Source organism: Pseudomonas sp. GD03842, assembly GCF_029841165.1.
In the GTDB taxonomy this organism is placed as follows: domain Bacteria; phylum Pseudomonadota; class Gammaproteobacteria; order Pseudomonadales; family Pseudomonadaceae; genus Aquipseudomonas.
In genome coordinates, this window is record NZ_JAOCEA010000001.1 from 240,932 (window position 1) to 259,563 (window position 18,632).

Consider the following 18,632-nt stretch of genomic DNA (forward strand, 5'->3'; position numbering starts at 1 on the left):
GGATCTCCCACGCATTCGCAGGGTTCGACCGTTGTCCTCGGCCAATGATTCACACCGATTGCGCAGCGCTTTTCAGCGGGGCGACTAAGCTGGCAACGGATTGATCCGGGTGCAGCGCAAGCTCTTTGAACTTTTCCCCGAACCCGGCGTTCGGAACCTATGCGGCCCCGTCAGGATGTGTTGAGTCCGGGAGCCTCCTTCTTTTGTTGACCACATACGAATCTACGGATAATCAATCAGGAGCGTCCCAGGGGCGTGAGGAGTGATGCTCGATGAATGTGACTGCTGATCAGCCATACGGCCCGGATTCCCTGGCCACTGATGTACCGCACCCAACCCGGCCCTTACCCCTGACCCAAGCCCTGCAACTGCCGCGTATCGTCATCGAAGACACGCAGCCGGTCATCGACGCTGGGCATCTGGCCGCCAAGGCGATCGCGGGTCAGCCCGTGACAGTGACCAGCAAGGTGTTCGCCGACGGTCACGACAAGCTGGCCGTGCGCATCTGTTACCGCGCCGCGGACGACCAAGAGTGGCAGACCGCGCCCATGCGCGACCTTGGCAATGACAGCTGGATCGGTGAGTTCACCCCGACAGTCGTCAGCCGCTACGTTTTCCGCCTTGAAGCGTGGATCGACCAGTTCGCCAGTTACCGTTACGAGCTGGAGAAGAAGTACTCGGCCGGCGTCGCGATCGGCCTGGAGCTGGAAGAAGGGCGCCTGCACCTGGTGCACGCAGCCGAGCGCAGCCAGCACGAGCTGCGCGGCCAGATCGACAGCCTGCTGAAACGGCTGGCCGAGAACACCGAACATGAGGCGCAGGTCGCGCTGCTGTTGAACAGCGAAACTGCGGCAATCATGGCCCAGGCCGACAACCATGCCTTCTTGAGCCGCAGCCTGGAATTCCCGCTAGATGTGGAACGGGAGCGGGCGCAGTTCGCCAGTTGGTACGAGCTGTTTCCGCGCTCGATCACCGATGACAAGCACCGCCACGGCACCTTCAATGACGTGCACAGCCGACTGCCGATGATCCGTGACATGGGCTTCGATGTCCTGTATTTCCCGCCCATCCACCCGATTGGCCGCGCGCACCGCAAAGGCCCCAACAACTCGTTGACCGCCGGGCCGGACGACCCCGGCAGCCCATACGCCATCGGCAGCCAGGACGGCGGGCATGAGGCGATTCATCCACAGTTGGGCACGCGCGAAGATTTCCGCAACCTGGTCAAGGCGGCTGCCGAGCATGGCCTGGAGATCGCCTTGGACTTCGCCATTCAGTGTTCCCAGGATCACCTGTGGCTCAAGGAGCACCCGGGCTGGTTCTCCTGGCGCCCGGACGGCACCATCCGCTACGCGGAAAACCCGCCGAAGAAATACCAGGACATCGTCAACGTCGACTTCTACGCGCCTGATGCCATTCCCAGCCTGTGGCTGGAACTACGGGATATCGTCGTCGGTTGGGTCGAGGAGGGCGTCAAGATCTTTCGGGTCGACAACCCGCACACCAAACCCCTGCCTTTCTGGCAATGGCTGATCGCCGATGTTCGCAGCCAGCACCCCGACGTGATGTTCCTCGCCGAGGCGTTCACCAAACCGGCAATGATGGCTCGGCTCGGCAAGGTGGGTTACTCCCAGAGCTATACTTACTTCACCTGGCGTAACACCAAAGCCGAGCTCAGCGAGTACTTCACCCAGCTCAACCAGTCGCCATGGCGCGAGTGCTACCGGCCGAACTTCTTCGTCAATACCCCGGACATCAACCCTCATTTCCTCCATGACTCAGGGCGCCCGGGCTTTTTGATCCGCGCCGCGCTGGCCACCATGGGCTCCGGGCTCTGGGGCATGTATTCAGGGTTCGAACTCTGTGAGTCGGCCCCCGTGCCGGGCAAGGAGGAGTACCTGGATTCCGAGAAGTACGAGATTCGCCCTCGGGATTTCACCGCGCCGGGCAACATCATTGCCGAAATCGCTCAACTCAATCGTATCCGTCGCCAGAACCCGGCTTTGCAAACCCATCTGGGATTGCGCATCTACAACGCGTGGAACGACAACATCCTGTACTTCGGCAAACGCAGTGCTGACGGCAGCAACTTCATTCTGGTGGCGGTCAGCCTCGACCCCCATAACGCTCAGGAAGCGCATTTCGAATTGCCGCTCTGGGAAATGGGCCTGCCCGACGATGCCGCCACCCTGGGTGAGGACTTGATGTCCGGGCATTCCTGGACCTGGTACGGCAAAGTCCAGTGGATGCGCATCGATCCGGCGTACCAGCCGTTTGGCATCTGGCGAATCAAGGCCGCCCATTAATCATTCTAAGGATGGCGTCATGGCGAAAAAGAACCGGAACGCTGCGTTTATCGACGATCCGCTTTGGTACAAAGATGCGGTGATCTACCAGGTTCACGTGAAGTCGTATTTCGACTCCAACGACGATGGCATCGGTGATTTTCCGGGGCTTATCGCCAAGCTCGACTACATTGCCGAACTGGGGGTCAATACCATTTGGCTGCTGCCGTTCTACCCATCGCCCCGGCGCGACGATGGCTACGACATTTCCGATTACCGGGGCATCCACAGCGATTACGGCAACATGGCCGATGCGAAGAAGTTCATCGCCGAAGCCCACAAGCGCGGGTTGCGGGTGATTACCGAGCTGGTCATCAATCACACTTCCGACCAGCATCCGTGGTTCCAAAGGGCGCGGCATGCCAAGAAGGGTTCCAGGGCGCGGGATTTTTACGTCTGGTCCGATGACGACCAAAAATACGATGGCACGCGCATCATCTTCCTCGACACCGAGAAGTCCAACTGGACCTGGGACCCGGTCGCCGGCCAGTACTTCTGGCATCGTTTCTATTCCCACCAGCCGGATTTGAACTTCGACAACCCGCAGGTCATGAAGGCGGTGCTGGAAGTGATGCGTTACTGGCTGGACATGGGGATCGACGGGTTGCGCCTGGATGCGATTCCGTACCTGATCGAACGCGACGGCACCAATAACGAGAACCTGCAGGAAACCCACGACGTCCTGAAGACGATTCGCGCGGAAATCGACGCCAATTACCCCGATCGCATGTTGCTGGCCGAGGCCAACCAATGGCCTGAGGATACTCAGCTTTACTTCGGCGATCGCAAGGGCAAGGACGGCGACGAATGCCATATGGCCTTTCACTTTCCCCTGATGCCGCGCATGTACATGGCGGTGGCTCAAGAAGACCGCTTTCCGATCACCGACATTTTGCGGCAGACGCCCGAGATTCCGGAAAACTGCCAATGGGCGATTTTCCTGCGCAACCACGACGAGCTGACCCTGGAAATGGTCACTGATCGTGAGCGCGACTACCTTTGGAACTACTACGCGTCCGATCGCCGCGCACGAATCAACCTCGGTATCCGTCGCCGCCTGGCGCCGTTGCTCGAGCGCGATCGTCGACGGGTGGAGCTCCTCAACAGCATGTTGTTGTCCATGCCAGGTACGCCGACCTTGTATTACGGCGACGAAATCGGCATGGGCGACAACATTTATCTCGGGGACCGGGATGGCGTGCGTACACCCATGCAGTGGTCCATCGACCGCAATGGCGGGTTCTCGCGAGCCAATCCGGCCAGCCTGGTGCTGCCGCCGATCATGGACCCGCTCTACGGCTACCAGTCGGTCAACGTCGAGGCGCAGGAGCATGACCCGCACTCGCTGTTGAACTGGACCCGCCGCATGCTCGCGGTGCGCAAGCAGCAGAAGGCTTTCGGCCGCGGCACCTTGAAGATGCTGTCACCGAGCAACCGCCGGATTCTCGCCTACACCCGGGAATACACCGGGCCGGACGGCAAGAGCGAAATCATCCTGTGTGTTGCCAACGTCTCCTCGGCTGCCCAGGCGGCCGAACTCGAACTGTCGCATTACGCTGGCACGGTGCCGGTTGAAATGCTCGGCGGCAGCGCTTTCCCACCTATTGGCCAGCTCAATTACCTGCTCACGTTGCCACCTTATGGCTTCTACTGGTTCCTGCTGGCCGCGGAGAATCAAATGCCCAGTTGGCACGTTGAACCGGCCGAAAGCATGCCGGACTTTCCAACGCTTGTGCTCAAACAGCGGATGGAAGAACTGCTCGACGAACCCCTTCGCCAGAGCATGGAGCAGACGTCCTTGTCGGTTTACTTGCCCAAGCGACGCTGGTTCGCAGGCAAGGGAACGGCCATCGACCGGGTGCACATCGATTATGGCGTGCGCTTCGGCACCCGTGAGCGCCCGGTGCTGCTCAGCGAGATCGAGGTGACGTCGGCCGGGGAGGTTGCCCGCTATCAATTGCCTTTCGGGTTCCTCGCCGAAGACGACTTCAGCAAAGCCTTGCCGCAACAACTGGCACTGGCCCGGGTCCGCCGCGGCCGCCAGGTCGGTCTGATTACCGATGCCTTTACCCTTGAGCCGTTCATTCGCGAGGTCATCAAGGGCATGCAGAACGACCTGACCCTGGCCACGGGATCGGGCGAGTTGCGTTTCCAGAAAACCTCGAAGCTGCTGCCGCTGGGGTTGAACGACGAGTCGGAAGTGCGGTACCTCTCCGCCGAACAGTCCAACAGTTCGGTGGTGGTAGGGGCGGCGCTGGTCTTGAAGATGATCCGCCGCGTGGCAGCCGGTACGCACCCCGAACTGGAAATGGGCGCCTATCTGACCGAAGCCGGTTATGGCCATATTTCCCCGCTACTGGGCGCTGTCGTGCGGGTCGATGGCGAGGGTCAAAGCAACCTGCTGATGATCGCTCAGGGTTATTTGAGCAACCAGGGCGATGCTTGGGAATGGACGCAGAACAATCTGGAACGCGCCGTTCGCGATGAGATGGCGCATGGTCATTCCAACCTTGAACAGCACGCCAATGCCTTGCTGGAACTGAAAGACTTCGCCAGCTTGCTGGGGCAGCGCCTCGGCGAGATGCACGTGGTGCTCAGTGCGCCGACGGACAATCCGGATTTCAAGCCGGAGGTCACCAGCGCCAAAGACAGCCAGGCCTCCGCCAACAGTGTCTCGGCTCAGGTGGAAAGGGCGCTGAATTTGCTGGAGCAGCATCGCGAAACGCTGGAACCCGGCGATCAGCAGTTGGTCAGTGAACTGCTGGGCAAGCGTCAGGCGTTGCTGGCTCACGTGAAGACCCTGGCCAAACAATCGGTGGGCGGCCTGCGGATGCGCGTGCACGGTGACCTGCACCTGGGCCAGATGTTGGTGGTCAAGGGGGATGCCTACCTGATCGATTTCGAAGGCGAGCCGGCCCGTCCATTGCAAGAAAGACGCGCCAAGTACAGCCCCTTCAAGGACGTCAGCGGCGTGTTGCGGTCATTCGACTACGCTGCGGCGATGGCGATGCGAAATGCCCACGCCACCGACACTTCGGAACAGGCGTCCGCCGCGCGTCGGCATGTGGCTGAAACGTATTTGTTACAAGCGCGGGAAGCGTTTTTGGCGGCCTACAAACAAGCCACCGTTGACGTTGCCCACGCGTTTAAGGATGCCAAGGGGGAAGCCGCCGCGCTGGCACTGTTCACCTTGGAAAAAGCCGCTTATGAAGTGGCCTACGAGGCTGAGAATCGCCCGACCTGGTTGTCGGTTCCGCTTCAAGGCCTGCGCGGGCTGTTGAACCTGTCTGATGGAGAATGAACATGAGTGCGTCTGACCAATTCGGCACGGGCAACCACAAGCTGTTGCCTACCGCCGGCGATATGGACGCGTTGATCCGCGCCGAACACCGCGACCCGTTCTCCATGCTGGGGCCTCACAGCGATGGCAAAGATGGCCAGGTGATTCGCGCCTACCTGCCCAATGCATTGGCGGTTCGTGTGCTGTCGCGGGACGGTGAGCGCGATCTGGGTGAGTTGAAGATGAGCGACAAGCCCGGTTTCTTCGCCGGGCACTTTGCGGTGCGTGAGCCGTACCTGCTGAAAATCAACTGGGCCACGGGCGAGCAGATCACCGAAGATCCCTATAGCTTCGGTCAGTTGCTGGGCGAAATGGATTTGTACCTGTTTGCCGAGGGCAACCACCGCGACTTGAGCAGCGCCCTGGGCGCCCAAGTGAAGACGGTCGACGGGGTGGATGGGGTGCGCTTCGCGGTGTGGGCGCCGAATGCGCGACGGGTCTCGGTGGTCGGGGATTTCAACAGTTGGGACGGCCGCCGCCATCCGATGCGGTTGCGCCATCCTGCCGGCGTGTGGGAGATCTTCATTCCGCGCATCGGCCCAGGGGAAACCTACAAATACGAAATCCTCGGGCAGCACGGCGTTCTGCCGCTGAAAGCCGATCCCATGGCCCTCGCCACGGCATTGCCGCCGGACACGGCCTCCAAGGTCGCAGCGCCGCTGAGCTTTGCCTGGCAAGACCATGACTGGATGCAGGGCCGGGGCGACAAGCAGGATATCCATAAGCCGCTCTCGATCTATGAGCTGCACGCAGGCTCCTGGAAATGGCATCACGGCGGCGAAGATGAACCGGACCGTCCGTTCAACTGGACAGAACTGGCCGATGAGTTGATCCCCTATATCAAGGGCCTGGGTTTCACCCACATCGAACTGATGCCCATCATGGAACACCCCTTCGGCGGTTCATGGGGGTACCAGTTGCTTTCACAGTTCGCCCCCAGCGCCCGTTATGGCACGGCCGAACAATTCGCCGGCTTCGTCGATGCCTGCCACCGTGCCGACATCGGCGTGATCCTCGATTGGGTGCCGGCGCATTTCCCTACCGATGCCCATGGCCTGGCGCAATTCGACGGCACTGCGTTGTATGAGTATGGCAACCCGCTCGAGGGGTTCCACCAGGACTGGGACACCTTGATCTACAACCTGGGGCGCACTGAGGTGCATGGCTTCATGATCGCGTCGGGTGTGCACTGGCTGAAGCATTTCCACATCGACGGACTGCGGGTGGATGCGGTGGCCTCGATGCTTTACCGCGACTATTCACGCAAGGCCGGTGAGTGGGTACCGAACCGTTACGGCGGTCGCGAGAACCTGGAGGCCATCGATTTCCTGCGCCACCTCAACGATGTGGTAGCGCTGGAAGCCCCCGGCGCGCTGGTCATCGCCGAGGAGTCCACTGCCTGGCCGGGGGTGACGCAGGCGACCCAACAGGGTGGTCTGGGTTTCTCCTACAAATGGAACATGGGCTGGATGCATGATTCGCTGCACTACATCCAGCAGGACCCGATCCACCGTCAGCACCACCACAGCGAACTGAGCTTCGGGTTGGTCTATGCGTGGTCGGAGCGCTTCATCTTGCCGATTTCCCATGATGAAGTGGTGCACGGCAAGCACTCGCTGATCGACAAAATGCCTGGCGACCGCTGGCAGAAATTCGCCAACCTGCGCGCCTACCTGGCCTTCATGTGGACCCATCCCGGCAAGAAGCTGCTGTTCATGGGCTGTGAGTTCGGCCAGTGGCGGGAGTGGAACCATGACACCGAACTGGATTGGCACTTCCTTCAGTACGCCGACCACAAAGGCGTGCACACGCTGGTCGGCGACCTCAACCGCTTGTACCGTTCGGAAAAGGCGCTGCACGAACAGGACTGCCAACCGCAGGGTTTTCAGTGGGTGATCGGTGACGACGCGGGGAACAGCGTCTACGCCTACCTGCGCTGGAGCAAGGAGGGCGAGCCCCTGTTGGTGGTGGCGAACCTGACGCCGGTGCCGCGTCACGGTTACCGCGTTGGTGTGCCGTTTGGCGGGCGGTGGGCAGAGCTGCTCAACACCGATGCCGAGGTGTATGCCGGTTCCAACGTCGGCAATGGTGGGGCGGTTTCCACCGACGACGTGAAGAGCCATGGCCAGCCCGTGTCCTTGGCACTGGACCTGCCACCCTTGGCCGTGGTGGTGTTCAAGCCTGTCGCCGAGCAGTAAGTCCGTTCAGGTTCCGCCTGCGCGGCGGCCCGTAGGCGGTGGCGGTCTGAACTGAGGCCGCCGCCGTCGAGGGATCCTCGGCGGCGGTCGGGCCCGCCTCCAGCCGGGTTTCACCTGGCTACCCCCCGATTTCATGTACCGCTTCGAAATCTCGTCTACGCTCCAAGTGTCGGCCCACTGACGCTGACACCGTGATCGACTTTCTGCCCGGCAACGTACCGGGCTTTACACCTGATCAGGAGTGCACGATGGATCTCAACCGTCGGCAGTTCTTCAAGGTCGCCGCCGTTGGCCTTGGAGGCTCGAGCCTGGCGGCGTTGGGCATGGCCCCGACGCCTGCGTTCGCCGAGCAGATACGCCACTTCAAACTCGCTCACACCCATGAAACCCGCAACACATGCCCCTACTGCTCGGTGGGGTGCGGGTTGATCATGTACAGCCTCGGCGACGCGGCGAAAAACGTCGCACAGCACATCATCCACATCGAAGGCGACGCCGATCACCCGGTCAATCGCGGCACGTTGTGCCCCAAAGGAGCAGGGTTGCTGGACTTCATCCACAGCCCAAGCCGCCTTCAGTACCCACAGATCCGCAAGCCCGGCAGCGACGAGTGGACACGCATTTCCTGGGACGAGGCGCTGGACCGCGTGGCCGATCTCATGAAGGCCGACCGCGACGCCAACTTCGTCGAGAAGAATGACAAGGGCCAGACCGTCAACCGCTGGCTGACCACGGGCTTTCTCGCGGCATCGGCGGCCTCCAACGAGGCGGGCTACATGACCCATAAGGTGGTCCGCGCCACCGGCATGCTGGGGTTCGATAACCAAGCGCGTGTCTGACACGGCCCGACGGTGGCAAGTCTTGCCCCGACGTACGGCCGTGGTGCCATGACCAATACCTGGACCGATATCGCCAACGCGAATCTGATTCTGGTCATGGGCGGCAACGCAGCAGAAGCGCACCCCTGCGGTTTCAAATGGGTGACCGAAGCCAAGGCGCACAATCAGGCGCGATTGATCGTCGTCGATCCTCGGTTCACACGGACGGCGTCCGTGGCCGACTACTATGCGCCGATCCGCACTGGCAGCGACATCGCGTTCATGGGCGGGCTGATCAACTATCTGATCACCCAGGACAAAATCCAGCACGAATACGTGCGCAATTACACCGACGTGTCGTTCATCGTCAATGAGGGGTTCAGCTTCGAGGACGGGATTTTCAGCGGCTACGACGCCAGCAAGCGTCTCTACACCGATAAGTCAGGTTGGGGCTACGCGTTGGGCGAGGATGGCTTTGCCAAGGTCGATCCGACCCTGCAAGACCCTCGTTGCGTCTATCAACTGATGAAGCGGCATTACAGCCGTTACACGCCCGAACTCGCCAGCCTCACCTGTGGCATGCCGCAGGCGCAGATGATGAAAATCTGGGAAGAGATCGCCACGTGCTCGGCACCGGGCAAGACCATGACCATTCTCTATGCGCTGGGCTGGACGCAGCATTCGACCGGGGCGCAGATCATCCGCAGTGCAGCGATGGTGCAGTTGTTGCTCGGCAACGTCGGCATGCCAGGCGGCGGGGTCAACGCGTTGCGCGGGCATTCCAACATTCAAGGGCTGACCGATCTGGGCCTGCTCTCGAACGCGCTGCCCGGCTACCTGACCCTCGGGATGGACGCCGAACAGGATTACAACGCCTTCATCGCCAAGCGCACGCAAAAGCCGCTGCGTCCTGGGCAACTGTCCTACTGGCAGAACTACAGCAAGTTCCATGTCAGCCTAATGAAATCCTGGTACGGGGCCAATGCCACAGCCGAGAACAATTGGGGCTATGACTGGTTGCCGAAGTTGGACATTCCTACGTACGACATCCTGAAAATGTTCGACCTGATGGGCAAGGGGCAGGTCAATGGCTACGTCTGCCAGGGTTTCAACCCGATTGCGGCGCTTCCCGACAAGAACCGGGTCATGAAGGCCTTGGCCAAGCTGAAGTGGCTGGTGGTCATGGATCCGTTGGCCACGGAAACTTCCGAGTTCTGGAAGAACGTCGGCCCTTACAACGATGTGCAGTTGCAGGACATCCAGACCGAAGTCATCCGCCTGCCCACCACCTGTTTTGCCGAAGAAGACGGTTCGCTGGTCAACAGCAGCCGTTGGCTGCAGTGGCATTTCAAGGGCGCGGAGGGGCCGGGGGAGGCGATCACCGACATTCGCATCATGAGCGAGCTGTTCCTGCGGCTGCGCAAACGCTACCAGGAGCAGGGCGGGGCCTATCCCGAGCCGCTGCTGAAACTCAGTTGGCCATACAAAGTGCCGCAGGAGCCGTCTCCGGAAGAAATCGCCAGGGAAATCAACGGCTCGGCCGTCGTGGACGTCACCGATGCCACCGGAGCGGTCGTCAAGGGCGGGGCTCAACTCGCCGGTTTCGCGCAATTGAAGGACGACGGCAGCACGGCGTCCGGTTGCTGGATTTTCTGCGGCAGTTGGACCGAAGCCGGCAATCAGATGGCCCGCCGTGACAACAGCGACCCTTATGAGATGCACCAGCATCAGGGTTGGGCGTGGGCCTGGCCGAGCAACCGACGCATTCTCTATAACCGGGCATCTGCCGATCTCAAGGGGCAGCCGTGGGATGCGAAAAAGCGCCTGATCTGGTGGAGCGGCAAGGTCTGGACGGGCACTGACGTGCCGGATTTCGCCGTGACCTCGGCACCGGAGGCCGGGATGAACCCGTTCATCATGAACCCCGAAGGGGTGGCGCGTTTCTTTGCCGTAGACAAGATGAACGAAGGGCCTTTCCCTGAGCACTACGAGCCGTTCGAAACGCCCATCGGCATCAATCCGTTGCACCCGACCAACAAGAACGCGACCAGCAATCCGGCCGGGCGCATTTTCGACTCAGTGTGGGATTCGCTCGGAGTGGCCAAGGACTTTCCGTACGCAGGCACCAGTTACCGGCTCACCGAACATTTTCATTACTGGAGCAAGCATTGTCGTCTCAACGCAATTGCCCAGCCGGAGCAGTTCGTGGAGATCGGCGAAGCCCTGGCCAAGGAAAAGGGCATCGTGGCGGGCGATCGGGTGCGGGTCAGCAGCAAGCGCGGTTTCATCGAAGCCGTGGCGGTGGTCACTAAACGTATTCGGCCATTGCAAGTGAACAACCAGGTGGTGCATCAGATCGGCATTCCGATCCACTGGGGCTTCACCGGCACCACGCGCAACGGCTACCTGGCCAATACCTTGGTGCCGTTTCTTGGCGATGGCAACTCGCAGACCCCGGAATCCAAGTCGTTCCTGGTCAACCTGGAGAAGCTCTGAATGGCCATTCAAGACATCATTGCCCGTTCAGCGACCACTACGGTGCCGTCGTCGGTCCGCCAGATGGACGAAGTCGCCAAGCTGATCGACACCACCAAATGCATCGGTTGCAAGGCCTGCCAGGTCGCTTGCTCGGAGTGGAACGAGCTGCGCGACGAGGTCGGCCACAACCACGGCACTTACGACAACCCCCAGGACCTGAGCGCAGAGACCTGGACGCTGATGCGCTTCACCGAACATGAAACCGCCGACGATACCTTGGAGTGGCTCATTCGCAAGGACGGTTGCATGCACTGCGCCGAACCCGGCTGCCTGAAGGCCTGTCCGAGCCCGGGAGCGATCATCCAGCATGCCAATGGCATCGTCGATTTCAATCAGGACCACTGCATTGGCTGCGGCTATTGCATCACCGGTTGCCCGTTCAACATTCCACGCATTTCGCAGAAGGACCACAAAGCCTACAAATGCACGCTGTGTTCGGATCGGGTCGCTGTCGGCCTGGAGCCGGCCTGCGTGAAAACCTGCCCGACCGGGGCAATCGTGTTCGGCAGCAAGGAAGACATGAAAGTCCATGCCGCCGAGCGAGTCGTGGATCTGCAGTCCCGAGGCTTCGACAACGCGGGCCTTTACGACCCGCCGGGCGTCGGAGGCACCCACGTGATGTATGTGTTGCATCACGCCGACGACCCGAATCGCTACGCCGGGCTGCCGCAGGACCCGCAGATCAGCCCGCTGGTGAGTCTTTGGAAGGGCGCGACCAAGCCCCTGGCGCTGCTGGCGATGGGGCTGGCCGTGCTGGCGGGATTCTTCCACTACGTTCGGGTCGGACCGCAGCGTGAAGAAGATGAGCAGGACCCTGGCCCCGACCCGGTCGTGCACGAAGTCGACCCGGCCGTGCATGTCTACGACCCGCAGCAGCCGAGGGACACCCACACGAACCGAGGGGATGAAGGAGAGCCGCGACCATGAGCGACCACCGTGAACCCGGTAAAACCATTCTGCGGTACAACGCCAACGAGCGGACGAACCACTGGATCGTTGCGATTCTGTTTTTCATGGCGGCCCTCTCAGGCCTGGCGTTGTTTCACCCCGCACTTTTCTGGCTCACGCATCTGTTCGGCGGCGGCCCGTGGACGCGCATTCTGCACCCGTTCATGGGGGTGGCGATGTTTCTGTTCTTCATGGGGCTGGTGGTCCGTTTCTGGCGTGCGAACCTGTTCATCGCCAATGACCGGTTGTGGCTCAAACGCATCGACCGGGTGATGAAAAATCAGGAGGAGGGCGTGCCACCCATCGGTAAATACAACCCCGGTCAGAAGTTGCTCTTCTGGACCTTGCTGCTGTGCATGCTGGGGCTGTTGGTCAGCGGCGTGATCATCTGGCGCGCCTATTTCAGCGCCTACTTCGACATTGGGGTGATTCGCCTTGGCGCGCTGGTCCACGCGCTGGCCGGGTTCGTATTGGTGACCAGCATCATCGTGCACATCTACGCCGGCATCTGGATCAAGGGGTCGGTGGGCGCCATGCTGCACGGCTGGGTCAGCCGCCGCTGGGCCAGGAAGCATCACGCACTGTGGTACCGGCAGGTGGCCGAGAAAGAATCTTCGTCGGACCGAGTGGGTAAAAAAGGATGACCTCGTCAGACCGGATTCGTGAACCCGAACAGATTCAGGCCGAGGCCGGGGGCAATGCCTTGCCGTTCTTGCACCTGCCGCCGAACGACCTGTTCGCTTTGCGTGCTCGACGGCTCGAACGATTGGCCGACGGCCATCCGCTGGGTGAATACCTGCGGCTGTTGGCAGGTGTGTGTCGAGCACAGCAGCGTCTGATCGATCAGCCACCGGCTCACTGGGCGCCTGATCCTCAGCGCCTGAGCCAGTGCATTCAGCACGGATTACCACCCTTGTCAGCTGAGACCCTGGCCCGGGAGGACGCCTGGCAAGTGTGGCTGGATGCGTTGCTGTTCGAGCTTCCGGACTCTGTCTCTGCCCCAGTGCAGCGGGCGATGACGCGGCTGCGTGAAGCCGACAGGGGGCAGCGCCGGGCATGGGCCGTTTCACTGCTCGGCGGCCAGTATTCAGGTGTCCCGGCGGCGCTGGTACCCTTTCTCGGCGCCGCGTTGCAAGCGGCGTGGAGCCATGGATTACTGACCCTGCCGAGCCATGACTTCAAGCCGGGTGACAGCCTCAGTCAGTGCCCGGCCTGCGGCTCGTCGGCCATGGCCGGGGTGATTCGCCACCGCGGCAAATACAACGGGCTGCGCTACTTGGTATGTTCCCTGTGCGCCTGCGAATGGCATGTGGTGCGGGTCAAATGCGTGTACTGCGAACAGAGCGCGGCGCTGCGGTACGTCAGCCTGGAAGATGACCGGGCGGCGGTGACCAAGGCGCCCGTACGCGCCGAGGTCTGCCCGACGTGCAACGGCTACCTCAAACAGGTCTATCTGGAGTGCGAGCCGGACGCCGAAGCGCTGTCCGCGGACCTGGCCACCCTGATGCTGGACATGCGCCTGGATGAGGAGGGCGTTCATCGTCGCGCACCGAATTTACTTTTCGCACCGGGCGGCGATTGAGGATCGGCGACTACACTCCTTGGATGATCGCCTTTGGATTCCGGCCTGGCTGTTGAGGCCGGTGTCGAAAGCCAAGTCAGCCCCTGGTGGAGTGAGTGAATGGCGCAACCCGTGAATGCCGAAGCCCCTCGATTACCCTCCGTCGACAGCCTGTTGCGTCATCCTGCCTGCCAGCCTCTGCTTGAACGCTATGGCCGTGACGCGGTGCTGACAGCCTTGCGTCAGTTGTTGGACGACCTGCGTGAGCCCGTTCGTACGGGGCAGATCGGCGCTGCCCAAACCGCTAGCGAGGTCATCGTGGGCAGGCTGGACGAACGCCTGACCTTGCACCATCAGAGTCGGGTGCGCCGGGTGTTCAACCTGACCGGCACGGTGCTGCACACCAATCTCGGCCGAGCGCTGCTGCCGGAAGAGGCGATCGAAGCCATTCAGTGCGCTGCCCGTTACCCCCTCAACCTCGAGTTTGACCTGAACACCGGCAGGCGCGGTGATCGCGATGACCTCATAGAAGACCTGATCGGCGAGTTGACGGGTGCCGAGGCGGTCACGGTCGTCAATAACAACGCCGCCGCCGTCCTGTTGGCCCTCAACAGCCTGGGCGCGAGAAAAGAGGGCATCATCTCGCGCGGCGAATTGATCGAGATCGGGGGAGCGTTTCGCATTCCTGACATCATGGCCCGGGCCGGCGTCAAATTACGCGAAGTCGGCACCACCAACCGCACGCACCCCCAGGACTACGCCGAGGCGATCAATCCTCGCAGCGGATTGTTGATGCGGGTCCACACCAGCAATTACAGGGTGCAAGGGTTCACCGCTTCGGTGTCGACGCCGGAACTGGCGCAGATTGCGCAAGCGCATGGGCTGCCGCTGCTGGAAGACCTGGGCAGCGGCAGCCTGGTGGATCTCAGGCGCTGGGGCCTGCCTGCCGAACCCACGGTGCGCCAGGCGCTGGCCGAAGGCGCGGATCTGGTCACCTTCAGCGGCGACAAGCTGCTGGGAGGGCCCCAGGCCGGTTTGATCGTGGGTCGCAAGGCGCTGATCGCGAAGATCAAGAAGAACCCGCTCAAGCGTGCACTGCGGGTCGATAAACTGACCCTCGCAGCGCTGGAAGCGGTGCTCAGGCTGTACCTCGATCCCGATCGCCTGGCCGAGCGCTTGCCCAGCCTGCGAGCGTTGACCCGGTCCCGGGACGACATCCAGGCCCAGGCCCTGCGCCTGCAACCGGCGCTCGTCCGCGCGGTGGGGGCGGGTTGGGACGTAACCGCAGTGCCGACGCTGGGCATGATCGGCAGCGGCAGTCAGCCGGTGGCGCGGCTTCCCAGCGCCTCGCTGTGTTTACGACCGATCGTCTCGAAGAAGTGGCGAGGACGTCATTTGCACGGCCTGGAAGCCCAGTTGCGGGCGCTGCCGATTCCGGTGTTGGGCCGCATCGATGATGACGCGCTGTGGCTGGACCTGCGCCAATTGGATGACGAAGCGGGCTGGCTGGAACAGTTGCACCGGCTTCGATTGAACCGTTCGTCCACGCAGGAGGGTTCAGGGTGATCGTCGGTACCGCAGGGCATATCGACCACGGCAAGACCGCGTTGCTGGAGGCGCTCACCGGGCAGGCAGGCGATCGGCGTCGCGAAGAGCGTGAGCGCGGCATCACCATCGATCTGGGCTATCGCTATGCCGCGCTGGAACCTGGCGGGCCGTTGACCGGCTTCATCGATGTGCCGGGGCATGAACGCTTCATTCACAACATGCTGGCCGGCGCGCAGGGCATCGACCTGGTGCTGCTGGTGGTGGCTGCTGACGACGGCGTGATGCCCCAGACCCGGGAGCACTTGGCGATCGTCGAGCTGCTGGGCATTCCCGAGCTGCTGGTGGTCATCAGCAAGTGCGACCGGGTCGATGGGCGACGTGTAGAGGAGGTCTGGATGCAGGTCCGAGCGCTGCTGGCGCCGGGGCGCTATGCCGACGCCCTGCAGTTCGAAGTGTCCAGCCACACCGGTGAAGGCATCCATGCATTGCGTCGCGCCTTGCTGCTGGCGCACGGGGAAGTGCAGGCGCGCAGCGATCAGGGCGGTTTCCGCCTGGCGGTCGACCGGGCATTCAGCGTTCCAGGTGCCGGCATCGTGGTCAGCGGCACCGCACTGGCCGGTCAGGTGACGGTGGGTGACACGCTGCTGTTGGGGCTGGCCGGTAAAGCCGTCCGGGTGCGGGGGCTGCATGCGCAAAACCGGAAGGCGGCGCAAGCGTGGGCGGGCCAGCGGGTGGCGCTGAACCTCAGTGCGGACAAGCTGACGCTCGATCAGATTCATCGCGGCGACTGGTTGCTGGCCGAGTGGCTGTTCGCGCCGACCCAACGGGTCGACATCGAGATGCACCTGCTGTCGAGCGAAGTCCGCGCCTTCGAACACTTCACCCCGGTGCATGTGCACATCGGCACCCAGGATGTCTCGGCGCGCGTGGCCTTGCTCGAAGGGGCGCGAATCGAGCCGGGCGGACGCATGCTCGCGCAGCTGCTGCTCAACGCCGCGGTGCAGGCGGTGCATGGCGATCCACTGGTGCTGCGTGACCACAGCGCCCAGCGCACGCTGGGTGGCGGCCGCGTACTGGACCCATTTGCACCGTCCCGGCACCGGCGCCACCCCGCGCGCCTGGCCCAGTTGCGGACATTGACCGCCGCCACGAGCCTGGAGCAGGCGTTGCCGCCGTTGATCGCCCAGAGCGACAGCGGCCTCGACCCGCAGCGCCTGGAGCGGCAGTTCAACCGATTGCGGGCGACGTGGCGGCTGCCGGACGACGTGCGCCTTATCGCCACGCGTCAAGGCTCGCTGCTCTTCAGCCAGGCGCGCTGGGCGTCTCTGCAGGAGCACCTGTTGCAGCATCTGGCGAGGTTCCACGAACAGGAGCCCGATCAACTGGGGCCGGATCGCGACCGCTTGCGCCGCTTCGCGGCGATGGCGCTGGAACGCCCGGCATTCCTCGCCTTGCTCGACGAGTTGCTGGCCGATGGCAGGGTGGTCAGCAGTGGACCCTGGCTGCAGCGTCCGGAGCACCGGGTGCAGCTCAACGAGCAGGACGCTGGGCTGTGGGTGCAACTGCAGCCATTGATGGAGCAGGGCGGCTTCGATCCACCGTGGGTGCGGCATCTGGCTGCCAATAGTGGGCAGACGGAAGCGGACGTCCGCCTTCTGCTGCGCAAACTGGCGCGGATCGGCCAGGTGCATCAGATCGTCAAGGATCTGTTTTATCCCGCCTCCACACTCGAACGAATGGCGACTATGCTGTTGCAACTGTCTGACGCCGATGCGTCAATCTCGGCCGCCGCGTTTCGTGACCGGCTCGGGATCGGGCGCAAGCGCAGTATCCAGATTCTCGAATTTTTCGACCGTATCGGCTTGACCCGTCGGGTCGGCGACCAGCGCCGGTTGCGCCCTGAAAGCGCCATGGCACAGCGGCGGGCAGTCGATTCGGCTTAAGCGATCATGGAAGGCAATCGCGCCCGGTGGCGCGGCCGGGCTTCAAACCCGGTGGGGGACGGCATCCGTTCCCGGGCAGGTTCGACTCCGGCTGCCTTCCGCCATTTCTCGCCGCACCGCGCATGGCGCCGAAGCGGCGCGCCGGGGCGGGCGTCATCCGGTCCGCCTTGCCCATTGCACAATCGGCCGGACTTGGCGAAAGTGCGCGAACGATCGCCCATTGCACAGGAGCGGAATGTGAGCGCACCCCTGATCAGCCAGTTGAACGGTGAGGCCTTTTCAGCCGTTCGCGTTCGTCAGTCCATGCCCGACCCCGACGCGATCGTCGAAATACCTCAGGTCGACGCTTTTTCGATCATTGTCCAGTTGCAGGACTTCCAGGCGCATCGCCTGTGGCGCGGACGTCGCCTGAGCTACGCGGGAGGTTACCGGCAGGGCGCCGTGTCACTGCCGTTCATGGGTGACCAATTGCGCTGTCAGCACCGATCCGGGTATGACAACCTGCGCCTGATCCTGCCTCGGCAGACGCTGGATGAGCTGCAGTCAGAGCAGGGTGGCAAGCGGGTCGACGTGTTTCGCTACGATGCGGGCGGCGTGGAGGATGCGACCCTCTACCACTTGGCCCAAGCGTTACTCCCCGCCTTGCAGCGCCCCGAGTTGGCCAACCGTCTGTTTCTCGACCATATGCTGATGGCCATCGCCACGCACTCAATCGAGCGCTATGGCCGGGTGGCACCTCCCTCCGGCAGGTTGCACGCCAGCCTGACGGCGGCGCAACTGGCCGTGGCCAAAGAACTCATCGCCCACCACCTGGATGGTGAGCTTTCGGTTGAACGCATCGCTCAAGAGTGTTCACTGACCCGCAGCCATTTTTCCCGCGCGTTCAAGCAGGCCACCGGCATGGCGCCTCACACCTGGTTACTCCACAGGCGCGTCGAACGTGCCCAGGCTTTGCTGCGCGCCGTGCCGCCGATGCCGATGGCGCAGATCGCCCAGGCCTGCGGGTTCGCCGACCAGCCCCATATGACGCGCGTGTTCACGCGATTGGTGGGCGAGCCGCCGAGTGCCTGGCGCAACCGCCATCAGGCGTCGGTGTTCCTGCCTCGCTGAGCCGCTAGCCGCGCGGCGCCTCCTTGGGTCACCCGGCCTGCGCGCAGCCCCCCGGCGCCGACAGCCCGCTGCCAAAACCCGGTTCAATCCGTAAACCGGAGCCCCCGAGCGTGAGCGGTGGGATCAAAGAGGGGGCGATCCGGAAAACATGCTGAATAGACACCTGTGCCCCACGGGGCACTCAGTCAATAACGCCTGGACTTGTTATAACTTTAAAAGAGGGGCATAACGGTCACAGGTCACGATTATTAAGTTGTTCTCCGTGCACTACCCCAACAGGTAA

10 protein-coding genes and 1 tRNA gene are annotated in these 18,632 nt (G+C 62.4%); all 11 read left to right on the plus strand.

What is annotated here, in order from left to right; translation table 11 throughout:
- Positions 1–272 precede the first annotated feature (272 nt).
- Positions 273–2,306, plus strand: a complete 2,034-nt coding sequence (locus tag N5D61_RS01145; RefSeq protein ID WP_279890213.1) for an alpha-1,4-glucan--maltose-1-phosphate maltosyltransferase — start codon at positions 273–275, stop codon at positions 2,304–2,306.
- Positions 2,307–2,325: 19 nt separating this feature from the next.
- Positions 2,326–5,646 (plus strand): maltose alpha-D-glucosyltransferase, encoded by a 3,321-nt coding sequence (treS, locus tag N5D61_RS01150; protein ID WP_279890215.1) that lies wholly within the window; start codon positions 2,326–2,328, stop codon positions 5,644–5,646.
- A gap of 2 nt (positions 5,647–5,648) precedes the next feature.
- Positions 5,649–7,883, plus strand: a complete 2,235-nt coding sequence (gene glgB / locus N5D61_RS01155; RefSeq protein ID WP_108239786.1) for a 1,4-alpha-glucan branching protein GlgB — start codon at positions 5,649–5,651, stop codon at positions 7,881–7,883.
- Positions 7,884–8,131: 248 nt separating this feature from the next.
- A complete protein-coding gene (gene fdnG, locus N5D61_RS01160; protein ID WP_279890217.1) occupies positions 8,132–11,197 on the plus strand; it encodes a formate dehydrogenase-N subunit alpha in 3,066 nt (1,021 codons plus the stop codon).
- On the plus strand, positions 11,198–12,166 hold the full coding sequence (gene fdxH, locus N5D61_RS01165) for a formate dehydrogenase subunit beta (RefSeq protein ID WP_279890219.1): 969 nt from the start codon (positions 11,198–11,200) through the stop codon (positions 12,164–12,166).
- Complete coding sequence (locus tag N5D61_RS01170; RefSeq protein ID WP_279890220.1) at positions 12,163–12,831, plus strand: formate dehydrogenase subunit gamma; 669 nt, start codon at positions 12,163–12,165, stop codon at positions 12,829–12,831. The genes fdxH and N5D61_RS01170 overlap by 4 nt, the downstream gene beginning before the upstream one ends.
- Positions 12,828–13,769 (plus strand): formate dehydrogenase accessory protein FdhE, encoded by a 942-nt coding sequence (gene fdhE / locus N5D61_RS01175; protein WP_279890222.1) that lies wholly within the window; start codon positions 12,828–12,830, stop codon positions 13,767–13,769. Before N5D61_RS01170 ends, fdhE begins: the two co-directional genes overlap by 4 nt.
- Before the next feature lie 99 nt (positions 13,770–13,868).
- On the plus strand, positions 13,869–15,314 hold the full coding sequence (gene selA / locus N5D61_RS01180) for an L-seryl-tRNA(Sec) selenium transferase (protein ID WP_279890223.1): 1,446 nt from the start codon (positions 13,869–13,871) through the stop codon (positions 15,312–15,314).
- On the plus strand, positions 15,311–17,239 hold the full coding sequence (gene selB / locus N5D61_RS01185; protein WP_279890226.1) for a selenocysteine-specific translation elongation factor: 1,929 nt from the start codon (positions 15,311–15,313) through the stop codon (positions 17,237–17,239). Before selA ends, selB begins: the two co-directional genes overlap by 4 nt.
- An 8-nt stretch (positions 17,240–17,247) precedes the next feature.
- A tRNA-Sec gene (locus N5D61_RS01190) sits at positions 17,248–17,343 on the plus strand.
- 133 nt (positions 17,344–17,476) lie between these two features.
- Complete coding sequence (locus N5D61_RS01195; RefSeq protein WP_279890228.1) at positions 17,477–18,349, plus strand: AraC family transcriptional regulator; 873 nt, start codon at positions 17,477–17,479, stop codon at positions 18,347–18,349.
- Positions 18,350–18,632: the final 283 nt, after the last annotated feature.

Coding starts and splice junctions, on each gene's coding strand:
- N5D61_RS01145 (WP_279890213.1), top strand. CDS start 273: ATGAATGTGACTGCTGATCAGCCATACGGCCCGGATTCCCTGGCCACT.
- treS (WP_279890215.1), top strand. CDS start 2,326: ATGGCGAAAAAGAACCGGAACGCTGCGTTTATCGACGATCCGCTTTGG.
- glgB (WP_108239786.1), top strand. CDS start 5,649: ATGAGTGCGTCTGACCAATTCGGCACGGGCAACCACAAGCTGTTGCCT.
- fdxH (WP_279890219.1), top strand. CDS start 11,198: ATGGCCATTCAAGACATCATTGCCCGTTCAGCGACCACTACGGTGCCG.
- N5D61_RS01170 (WP_279890220.1), top strand. CDS start 12,163: ATGAGCGACCACCGTGAACCCGGTAAAACCATTCTGCGGTACAACGCC.
- fdhE (WP_279890222.1), top strand. CDS start 12,828: ATGACCTCGTCAGACCGGATTCGTGAACCCGAACAGATTCAGGCCGAG.
- selA (WP_279890223.1), top strand. CDS start 13,869: ATGGCGCAACCCGTGAATGCCGAAGCCCCTCGATTACCCTCCGTCGAC.